The organism is Acidithiobacillus ferriphilus (assembly GCF_018854775.1).
GTDB lineage: Bacteria > Pseudomonadota > Gammaproteobacteria > Acidithiobacillales > Acidithiobacillaceae > Acidithiobacillus > Acidithiobacillus ferriphilus.
On record NZ_JAAZTY010000024.1, the window covers coordinates 1 to 10,032 of the forward strand.

The 10,032-nt window shown below is 60.6% G+C and carries 6 protein-coding genes and 1 pseudogene; 2 read left to right on the forward strand and 5 right to left on the reverse strand.

Annotation, left to right across the window (positions count from 1 at the left end):
- Nucleotides 1-554, reverse strand: a 554-nt coding sequence (locus HF921_RS01965; protein ID WP_226834281.1) for an RNA methyltransferase, incomplete at its 3' end; no start/stop codon positions are given.
- 54 nt (nt 555-608) lie between these two features.
- Here HF921_RS01965 and HF921_RS01970 point away from each other — a divergent pair.
- The gene (locus tag HF921_RS01970) at nt 609-1,406 is read left to right on the forward strand and encodes an inositol monophosphatase family protein (protein ID WP_064218784.1); all 798 of its coding nucleotides are present in this window, start codon (nt 609-611) and stop codon (nt 1,404-1,406) included.
- A gap of 45 nt (nt 1,407-1,451) precedes the next feature.
- On the opposite strand, the gene HF921_RS01975 is transcribed toward HF921_RS01970, so the two are convergent.
- Both HF921_RS01975 and rluC read right to left on the reverse strand, forming a co-directional pair.
- Nucleotides 1,452-4,589 (reverse strand): EAL domain-containing protein, encoded by a 3,138-nt coding sequence (locus HF921_RS01975; RefSeq protein WP_215893212.1) that lies wholly within the window; start codon nt 4,587-4,589, stop codon nt 1,452-1,454.
- 211 nt (nt 4,590-4,800) lie between these two features.
- Nucleotides 4,801-5,754 (reverse strand): 23S rRNA pseudouridine(955/2504/2580) synthase RluC, encoded by a 954-nt coding sequence (rluC, locus tag HF921_RS01980; protein WP_215893213.1) that lies wholly within the window; start codon nt 5,752-5,754, stop codon nt 4,801-4,803.
- A 199-nt stretch (nt 5,755-5,953) separates the two neighbouring features.
- On the opposite strand from rluC, the gene HF921_RS01985 reads away from it, so the two are divergent.
- Complete coding sequence (locus HF921_RS01985) at nt 5,954-8,224, forward strand: Rne/Rng family ribonuclease (protein ID WP_215893214.1); 2,271 nt, start codon at nt 5,954-5,956, stop codon at nt 8,222-8,224.
- Between the two features lie 42 nt (nt 8,225-8,266).
- Here HF921_RS01985 and cysS read toward each other — a convergent pair whose 3' ends face one another.
- A complete protein-coding gene (cysS, locus tag HF921_RS01990) occupies nt 8,267-9,655 on the reverse strand; it encodes a cysteine--tRNA ligase (protein ID WP_215861398.1) in 1,389 nt (462 codons plus the stop codon).
- Between the two features lie 21 nt (nt 9,656-9,676).
- A pseudogene (locus HF921_RS01995) lies at nt 9,677-10,032 on the reverse strand (glutamate--tRNA ligase); the annotation flags it as partial.

The following is a 10,032-nucleotide window of genomic DNA, read 5'->3' on the forward strand; positions in this document are numbered from 1 at the left end:
TCCGGCGGCGCTGCCGGTTGTGGCGGGGTCGTCCGAGCGGCGATATGGAGCTCATAGACCAACACCTGCACCGCCTGCCCCAGATTCAGGGAATGATATTCTTCCGCCGTCGGGATATGCACCAGCACTTGACAACGATCCAATTCGGCATTCGTCAGACCCGTCCGTTCCCGACCGAAGAGCAAGGCACAGTCCCCATTGCCCAAATCAGCTAGAATTTCCCCCGCGGCCTCCCGTGCGTTGCTGCTGGGCCATTGGATACGACGATCTCGGGCGCTGGTGCCATAGACTTTGTGGCAACCCTGCAAGGCCGTATCCAGATCGGCGCAGACCCGGGCAGTATCCAGAATATCTTCGGCCCCGGAAGCAAGGGCCGTGGCCTCTGGGTCGGGGAAGAAACGCGGATTGATCAGCACCAGGTGGCGCAACCCCATCACCTTCATCGCTCGTGCCGCCGCGCCGATATTGCCGGGATGACTGGGTTCAACGAGGACGATACGCAAACCTTGCAAAGACGTCCCGATCATGTCCGCCGCCCGCGTCCGTGCGGCCATCGCCATTCTCCTTTATACTGATTCAACTCCGACTCATCCTCGCACAAGGTTCCCATGCAGCATCCTATTCTCGTTACCGCCATTCGCGCGGCCCGCAAAGCTGGCGATATCATCAACCGCAGCTTCGACCGGGTCAATGAAATCAGCATCACCACTAAGGCGCACAATGACTTTGTCACTGACGTTGATCAGCGCGCCGAGGCCGCCATCGTTGAAATCGTGCGTCGCGCCTATCCCGATCATGGGATTCTCGCCGAAGAAGGGGGGCGCATCTCCGATAAAGACTTCGAGTGGATCATCGATCCACTGGACGGCACCACCAACTTCATCCACGGCATGCCGCAGATCTGCGTCTCCATTGCCGTCCGCCACTTCGACCGTCTTGAGCACGCCGTCATCTACAACCCGGTGCATAACGAACTGTTTACCGCCAGCCGCGGCAGTGGTGCCCACCTCAATGATCGCCGCCTGCGCATTGCCCAACGCAAGGATCTGGACGGTGCCCTGCTCGGCACCGGTTTCCCCTTCCGCGACTTTTCTTACCTGGACACCTATCTCGCCACCTTCAAGGCTTTGATGTTGAAGACAGCGGGGATTCGCCGACCCGGTTCGGCGGCCCTGGACCTCGCCTATGTCGCGGCCGGACGTTATGACGGCTTCTGGGAATTCAACCTCAAGCCCTGGGACATCGCTGCCGGTGTGCTACTGGTGCAGGAGGCCGGCGGCGTCGCCACCGACTTCAAGGGTGATCAGGGCTATCTCCAAAACGGCAACATCGTCGCCGGTAATTTGCGGGTTCACGCCCAGATGCTGCACATCATCAGTCAGGAGATTAACAAAGCGGCTTCCTGATCCGGGGTTGCCCGGCATCTGGACGCAAAAGCCCCGTACTCCTGGTCATCCCCCAAGGGCCTCCCTGATGCACTCCAGAAACAGCGCCGATGCCTCATCGATCGTAGTCAGGTTGGGTTTTTTCGCGACCATATCGACGGAAATAGCCGCCATCGCCTCCTGATAGCGAAAATATGCTTGCGCTATGGGGGGGGTGCCCAAACCCAAACTGGCAACATGGCTGCTTACCGGGCTAACGGCGGCAATCTCTGCAAGAATGGCTGCGGAAACCATCGGAACCTGCATCAGAAGCGTTTTCATGGTGTCGCTGAAGCGTAAATGACAGGCGTATAATCCGAGCAGCGATTTCGGCCCATGATAGGGAGCCGGGGTGTACGCCCGGAGCCAGGACAGCATTTCCACGGCAGGCATGGGGCGCGCGATGGCGTACCCCTGCGCCTGTGATACACCGAGGGCACTCAGGGCATCCAGGATTTCCGGTGTTTCCGCACCCTCCGCCACGAAGCCCACCCCCAAGCCCTGAGCGAGGCCCAGGAGGCTATGCACAAAATGCAGATTGTCCGGCCGTCGCGCCAACTCCCGCACGAAACTTTGGTCCAGTTTGATCTTGTCGATTGGCAGCTCCTTGAGCCGCAGCAGGGAGGAATAGGCACTACCAACGTCGTCGAGGGCGAGACGCACGCCGGTCGCCTTTATTTCCAGGAGCCTTTGTCGAGCGCTGGCGATAGATAAAAAATCGCCATTCTCCAGTATCTCCAGGGTGATGCGTCCGGGATCGATCCCGGACGGCCCGATGATTTCCGTCAGGCAATGCAAGCAGGCGTCATGGGTGAGGAGTTCCGGTTCCACATTGACGGATACGCTGAGTGGAAATCCCGCTGCTTCCCAGGTAGCCACATCCTGAACCGCTTGAGCGAGGACTGCCCGGGTAAGGGCGCGGCGCTCGTCTACCGAAAGAAACGATAGAAAACGGACAGGAGCGAGGATTTCACCGGCGCCGTCCAGCAAACGCACCAACGCCTCCATACCTACGACTTGACCATTTTCGAGATCGATGACGGGTTGATAATGGACGCGCAAGCCTCCCGCAGCGAATAGGGTGCTCATGCTTTGCCGAAGGGCGGTCACGTCCGTGTCCGTATTGGCGTGATAATAGGTCCAGAATCGCTCCCGATTTCTCTTTGCTTCCTTGATGGTGTAGAGGGCCTGGTCCGCATGACGTAGCAACTGATCAGGATCGCCGTCGTCGAAAGGGTAGAAGGTCAGCCCCAGACTCCCCCCCACGATCACACTGTCCCCGCCGGGAAGCATAAAAGGTGCCTCGATGGCCTCCTGGATCCGGGCGAGGACCGACTCCAGGTCATCCATGTTTTTCAGGTCTTCAAAGACGAGGACGAATTCGTCACCGCCGAGGCGGGCCACGAAATCGGTCTGCCGCAGCGCTCCCTGGAGACGATCAGCAAAGGTGGTCAGCAGGACGTCGCCAGCAGCATGACCGTATTGGTCATTGATGGGTTTGAAGTTGTCAAGGTCCAACATGCCTATCGCCATTATCCGTTCATGACGAAGGGTGCGCGCCATGGCGTCCAGCAGTCGCGGAGATAGGACAGCGCGGTTGGGCAGTCCGGTCAGGGGATCGTGGTCGGCGAGCCAAGCCTGTTGGCCATGGACAGCGTCGAGGCGCGCCCGAAGATCGATCTCATCGAGGCCGTGGCTGAGGAGGCGGGCGATCCGCGCCAACAACCCCAGTATCGCCTCGTCAAAAACCCCGGTGCGATCGGTAACGACAACGAGGATGCCCCAGATCACCCCTTGTCGATAGATTGGAATGGCCGCGGAAGCACGCCAGCGGTGCCGCAGAAATAGATCGTTCAACGACGCCAGGGAAGGATCCGCCAGATAATCATTGCTAAAGTGCAGGCGTCCGCTCCGCCAGGCCCGGGCGGCAAGGCTCTGACCCTCCGGGGTATCCGCCACGCTCAGATGGATGGAGTCGAAGGCTTGGGCACCACGCCCCGCCGTAACGAGACATTTTATAACGCCTTCTTCATTGGGATGGCCGACCCAGGCCGCGCTGAAGAGATCGCTGATGGCAAGACGTCGACAGGTTTCCCTGAAAAGGTCCCGCTCGTTGCGCGCGCGCAGAAGGATATCCCCCTCGGCCATGAGTGCGTGATACAGGGTGTTGAGCCGCTCCAGGGTCTCCCGATGGACGGTCTCTTCCGCAATCAGATGCAAGCGTTCCAACGCGAGCCCCAGAACCACGGCGAGATGCGCGAGAATCATCTGCTGATCGGGGTGTCCAAAAAAGCCCCGCTCCCGACTCAGCAGCGCAAGGACGCTCCGACTCCGTCCGCTGGAATCGACCATGGGGATAGCGGCGTTGGAATTCCAGCCAAAAGGTCGGGCCTGCTCCTGCCACGGCCGCATGGAAGCGTCGCTGTCCCAGTCCGGTGTGACCTGCACCTTCTCGGTCCGCCATGCGCGCCCGGCCGGTCCCTGGCCTTGCGGCGTATCGTCGATGCTGACTGTGACGGTCGAGAGATACTCGGCCATACCTGCTCCGGCGGTCGCCATAATGACCATCTTGCCAGCACTGTCCGGATACCCGAACCAGGCGCCGTCGACACCGCCTTCCCGGATGAGGAAATCCATGATCTGTTGGATCATCGCTGCTTCGGAATCCGCGCCGACCATCAGATGATCCAGGTGCAGGAGTAGGTTTCGAACATCACCGGAGCCCTCGGCATAGCCTTCAAGCTGCCAGGCCAGATCCTGCAACAGACGCGCCACCAGCAAAGAGCGCAGAAGGTGACGATCTCTCGCGGCAATTTCCGGCTGCTCTATTTGTGCCAGAAGATGGCGCCAGTACAAGGCGTAGCTGTCGGCCACCCAGGACGGCAGCACACCATGACGATAGTGGGTCCGGCCTGCCAGATGGGCGTCCGCGCGCCAGGATGTCTCCATTTCCGGGCTCAGGAGTAAACGCAGATGGCGTGCCTGCGCCGTGCGCAGGTGTTGGTAACGTTCCGAGGAAAGCCGGTTCAATACCTGCGCACGCTCGGGAATAGCCTCCAGCGTCCGATAAAAGGCCACAATGAAGGCTTCGACCCCTGCCGCCAGAAACTCATAATAGCTGGCAAGAAGATCGACGGAAGGGACTGGATATTCGGTGGATGACAAAATTCACCTCGGTTACTTCGCACAGGACGATGGCTCGGTTCGTTACGGACTGAGCGGGAACAACTCCTGGAAAGTCAGTCGGATGGCATCATGGCTGAGAGCTGCAATCATGGCAGTTTCCCCGATATTTTGGCCTATGAGAAATCACCTGCACGTCCACAATCTATCACTCCCTTTTATGTATACATACGAAAATAATCAGGGGGCAAAATCACCCGGCGGACGGCTTACGCAACCGCGTTAGAATGCTTCGCAGATCAGCCGGCAGCGGAGCCTCGATGCGCATGGGTCGGCCGTCCTGCGGGTGACGGAAGGCCACCAGGGCCGCATGCAAAAAAAGTCGCCGCAGACCCAGGGTGCGCAGATGCTGGTTGAAGACCGCATCGCCGTATTTCTCATCGCCTGCCACCGGATGCCCAATCGCTTGCAGGTGAACCCGAATCTGGTGTGTACGTCCGGTATCGAGATCAGCCTGCAGCAGCACCGCGCCGGGGAAATGTTCCAGTGGCAGAAAACGCGTATGTGCGGCCTTACCCTCCACCGGGTCCACCCGCACCATGCGCTCGCCGGACTGCAGGGTGTTCTTGCGCAGGGCCAGATGCACGGCACGCGCCTTCCCCTGCCAGTCACCCGCCGCCAGCGCCAGATAGCGCTTCTCCATGAGGCCTTCCCGCAGGGCTTCATGGAGCGCACGCAGCGCCGAGCGTTTTTTACTCAGTATCAGACAGCCGGAGGTGTCGCGGTCCAGGCGGTGTACCAGCTCCAGTTCACGGGCATCAGGCCGCAACTGGCGCAGCGCTTCGATGATGCCCCAACTCAGACCCGAACCACCATGCACGGCCAGCCCGCTGGGTTTGTCCAACACCAGCAGATGAGTATCTTCATAAAGGACAGCGGCTTCCAGCTGGCTCTGCAGGTAGGCAGGCAGCAGGGCAGGATCGCCAGGCTCCGCCACCCGCACCGGTGGCAAACGCAGTACGTCCCCCTCAGCCAGATGGTAGTACGGTCGCGCCCGTCCCTTATTCACCCGCACTTCACCGCTGCGCAGGATTTTGTAGATGTGGGAACGCGGCACGCCTTTCATCACCCGCAAGAGAAAGTTATCCAGCCTTTGCCCCGCTTCCGCATCACTTACCAGCCATTGCCGCACCACATTTTCTGCCATGTTTACCCTGTCTCTGCGCTTTTAATTTGCGATTCTATTCTTTTATAGCTTATATTTCGACTTGGGGTGCTGCGCTTTCCGGAGCGCAACCCCAATTTCAGCAGCGCCGGGCAACCCCCGCCGGTCCCAATTACAAACGCTGCGCTCCCTGACGGGTCCTTCCGGGCTTGCGGGTTGAGCGCCGGAGAAAGAAGAACTTATGAAACGGATGTTGATTAACGCTACCCACGCAGAGGAGTTGCGGGTGGCTTTGGTAGATGGTCAAAAACTCCTCGATCTGGACATTGAACGCGCTTACCGGGAACAGAAAAAAAGCAATATATACAAGGGTAGAATTACCCGTGTGGAGCCCAGCCTCGAAGCCGCCTTCGTCGATTACGGCGCCGAGCGGCACGGTTTTCTGCCCCTCAAGGAAATCGCCCGGGAATACTTCCTGCAACAGGAACAGGGCCGCAAACGCATTCAGGATCTGGTGCGGGAAGGTCAGGAAATCATCGTTCAGGTGGACAAGGAAGAGCGCTCCAGCAAAGGTGCGGCACTCACCACCTTCGTCAGTCTGGCCGGACGCTATCTGGTGTTGATGCCGAATAACCCCCGTGCCGGTGGCGTCTCCCGGCGCATCGAAGGCGAGGACCGCACCCAGATCCGCCAGCACCTGCAACTCCTGGACATCCCCGAAAACATGGGCGTCATCGCCCGCACCGCGGGGATTGGTCAGGAACTGGAGGCCTTGCAGCGCGATCTGGAGTATCTCAAACAGATCTGGCAGGCCATCCTCGATACAGCGGCACCGCGTGCCGCCCCCCTCCTGATTTATCAGGAGGGTAACGTCGTGGTGCGCGCCCTGCGCGATCACTTCTCCGAAGATTTCGGGGAAGTGCTGATCGACGAGGAGGGAGCCTACCACGCCGCGGTACAATTCATGGGCTCCATGATGCCAAAAATGGTGCATCGCCTGAAGTATTACGACAATGACGTACCCCTCTTCTCCCGCTATCAAATTGAGCAGCAGATTGAATCCGCCTTCAGTCGCGAAGTGCGCCTGGAGTCAGGGGGCGCCATCGTCATCGACCATACCGAGGCGCTGGTGGCCGTGGATGTAAACTCGGGCCGCGCAACCAAGGGCCAGGATATCGCGGAGACCGCCTTCCAGACCAATCTGGAAGCCGCCGAGGAGATCGCCAGGCAGATTCGCCTGCGCGATCTGGGTGGGCTCATCGTGGTCGACTTCATCGACATGGAATCCCCCAAGCACCAGCGCGAAGTGGAGAGCAAGCTCAAGGACGCCCTCAAGCTGGACCGGGCCCGGGTACAGTTGGGGCGCATCTCCCGCTTTGGTCTCATGGAAATGTCCCGACAACGTCTCGGCGCCAGCCTGGAAGAAGCTTCTTCCGAACCCTGCCCACGCTGTAACGGTACCGGTCAGATACGGGGCTGCGAAGCCACCAGTATGCACGTCCTGCGCCTGCTGTATGAGGAGTGCATGAAAGCCGGTGCCGCAGAGATAGAGTGTCGGGTGCCGGTGGATGTGGCCGTGTATCTGCTCAACGAGAAACGCCGCCCGATTCTGGAACTGGAAGCAAAGACCGACACCCGCATCCTGATCATTCCCTCGCCGGACATGGTCACGCCCCATTATCAGATTCAGCGGACGCGTGTGGAAGGCGACAGCAGTCGAGCGGCGACAGTCGCCGGCAGCGACAACAGCACTCTGCCTGCACGCCCCAGCCGTCCGCCGAACGAATCAGCGGCACTGAGTCCGTTAACCGCGCCGCCGCCGCCCACGGTGCTGCCGCCACTGCGCACACCACCGGCACCCAGCGGCCCGAAGGCGAAAGCGCCCGTCAAGATCGTTCCGCCGGAAGAGGGTATTCTGGCCCGCCTGGTGCGGGCACTGGTATCCCGCTATGTGCCGGTTGACGCAGCGACCTTCCTGGCGGAGACCGGTGGCGCTGAACCGCCGACGAGCACGGAGCAGGCCAGCGAGATGGGCACCGGTGCCCAGGAAACCAGCAGCGAAGACCGCAACAGCCGGCGGCGGCGGCGTGGTGGACGCCGCGCGCGCGCCAGGCGCTCCACTCAGGGCGGGGAAAATACCGAAGGCACCTACACGACAGAGGGCTTCCAGGATAAGGATCAGCTGGCGGGCCCAGCGGATGACGCCCATGTTCCGGAAGAGCTCGTCTATCCCGGCACGGTACCTGCCGCCGCCGACTGGCACCAGATGCTGGTTCCCGCCACGGCGCCGATTCCAGTCGCCGCTGCGACCATCGAAAGGGATTCGCTAGAAGAGCACCTCTACCCCACCGGGCAGCCAACGACAGCGGAGCCCGTGCCTGAAATCGTTCAGGAATCCATCAACGCGGCAATTCCGGAAGAATCCATACTGCCCGCAATGCAACAGGAGCCCGTATCGGTTGCCGTTCCCAGCGAAGGTGAGCAGCAGTCTTTCCCACTGGACGAAGGCTGAGGAGCCTAACTTAAGTGCCCGGGTTGAGCGAGTGGCAGTGTCTTATTCCTGCCGCCATGTCGTGCCTCCGGGGCCATCTTCGAGAATGACCCCAGCGGCTGTCAATTCCTGCCGGATCCCATCGGCACCGGCGAAATCGCGGGCCAGCCGCGCCGCGGCGCGCGCGGCGATACGCTCCTCAATCCAGTGGGTATTCGTCTCATCGCCGCGGAGAAAATCCTCTGCGTCTTGTTGCAGCAAGCCCAGCACTCCCGCCAGTTCCCGTAATAAGGTAGCCAGCGGTGCAGCAACTTCACTGCCCTCATCCCGCAGGCGATTAATCTCGCGGGTCAAGTCAAAGAGCACCGCCAGAGCCGCTGGTGTATGGAAGTCATCACTCATGGCCGTATGAAAACGCTCCCGCCACTCGCTACCCAGCTCCGCCACGATCTTGCGCCCGGGCATCCCGCGCAGGACGGTGTAGAGCCGGGTGAGGCCGGCCTTGGCCTGCTCCAGCGCCTCTTCCCCATAGTTCAGCGGGCTGCGGTAATGGCTGGACAGGATGAAAAAGCGCAGCACCTCGCCCGAATAACGGGGCAAGAGTTCCCGTACCGTGAAGAAATTATTCAGGGACTTGGACATTTTCTCGTCGTTGATGCGGACAAAACCGTTGTGCATCCAGTAATGGGCAAAAGCGCAGCCTGCGCCCTGTGACTGAGCGATTTCATTCTCATGATGCGGGAATTGCAGATCCGCACCACCACCGTGAATATCAAAGGCACAACCCAGGGCATCGGCAGACATGGCGGAACATTCGATATGCCAACCGGGCCGCCCTTCTCCCCAGGGGGAGGCCCAGGACGGCTCGCCGGGCTTGGCCGCCTTCCACAGGGCAAAGTCCAGAGGATCACGCTTGTCTTCACCAATATCCACCCGCGCGCCCGACGTCAACTCGTCAATGGATTTGCCGGACAAACGCCCGTATTCCGGGAAGCTGCGCACCGCGTAGTACACATCGCCATTGGCCGCCGCATAGGCATGCCCGCTGTTGATGAGTTCGCCGATCAGGGTTTGCATGGCACCCACGTGCTCCGTCGCCCGCGGTTCCAGATCAGGGCGCCGGCAGAGCAACGCCGCCTCATCTTCGTGCATGGCGTCGATGAAGCGTGCCGTGAGAGACTGGATCGATTCGCCACACTCCAACGCCCGACGAATGATTTTATCGTCGATATCGGTGATATTGCGGACGTAAGTCACCTCGTAGCCGCGCTCACGCAGATAGCGCACCACCGTATCAAAGGTGACCATGACCCGGGCATGGCCGAGATGACAGAAGTCGTATACGGTCATCCCGCAGACGTAGAGTCCCACATGATTGGGACGCAGCACTTCCAGTGGCGTTTTACGGCGGCGCAGGGTGTCATAGAGGGTCAGTACCGGCAGGGTGGTCATATTTTCGGCCTCGACAAGCGTTCAGGAGCGTTGGGCAGCGGCATGAAGACGCGTCAACGCGCGCGCTTCACCGATGAGGGGAAGGAGCGCCGCCAGTTCCGGTCCGTGGGTGAGCCCGGTAAGCGCGGCGCGCAGGGGCATGAACAGCGCCTTACCGCGCTGCCCGCTGGCTTGCTGCAAGGCTTTGGTCCAGAGCCGGTAGTCGCCACCTGCGGCCTGCAGCGTCGTCTGGGCAGCGGACCAGAATCCAGGACTCACACCGATGATAGCCTCAGCGGCCTCAGCGGCCATTACGGGGGTGGCAAAGCAGCGCTCAGCCCAATCCAGCGCATCGGCGGGCAGCACAATATTGGCGCGCGCCGCGGCGACAAAAGACA

Coding starts and splice junctions, on each gene's coding strand:
- HF921_RS01985 (WP_215893214.1), top strand. CDS start 5,954: ATGAAACGGATGTTGATTAACGCTACCCACGCAGAGGAGTTGCGGGTG.
- HF921_RS01970 (WP_064218784.1), top strand. CDS start 609: ATGCAGCATCCTATTCTCGTTACCGCCATTCGCGCGGCCCGCAAAGCT.
- rluC (WP_215893213.1), bottom strand. CDS start 5,754: ATGGCAGAAAATGTGGTGCGGCAATGGCTGGTAAGTGATGCGGAAGCG.
- cysS (WP_215861398.1), bottom strand. CDS start 9,655: ATGACCACCCTGCCGGTACTGACCCTCTATGACACCCTGCGCCGCCGT.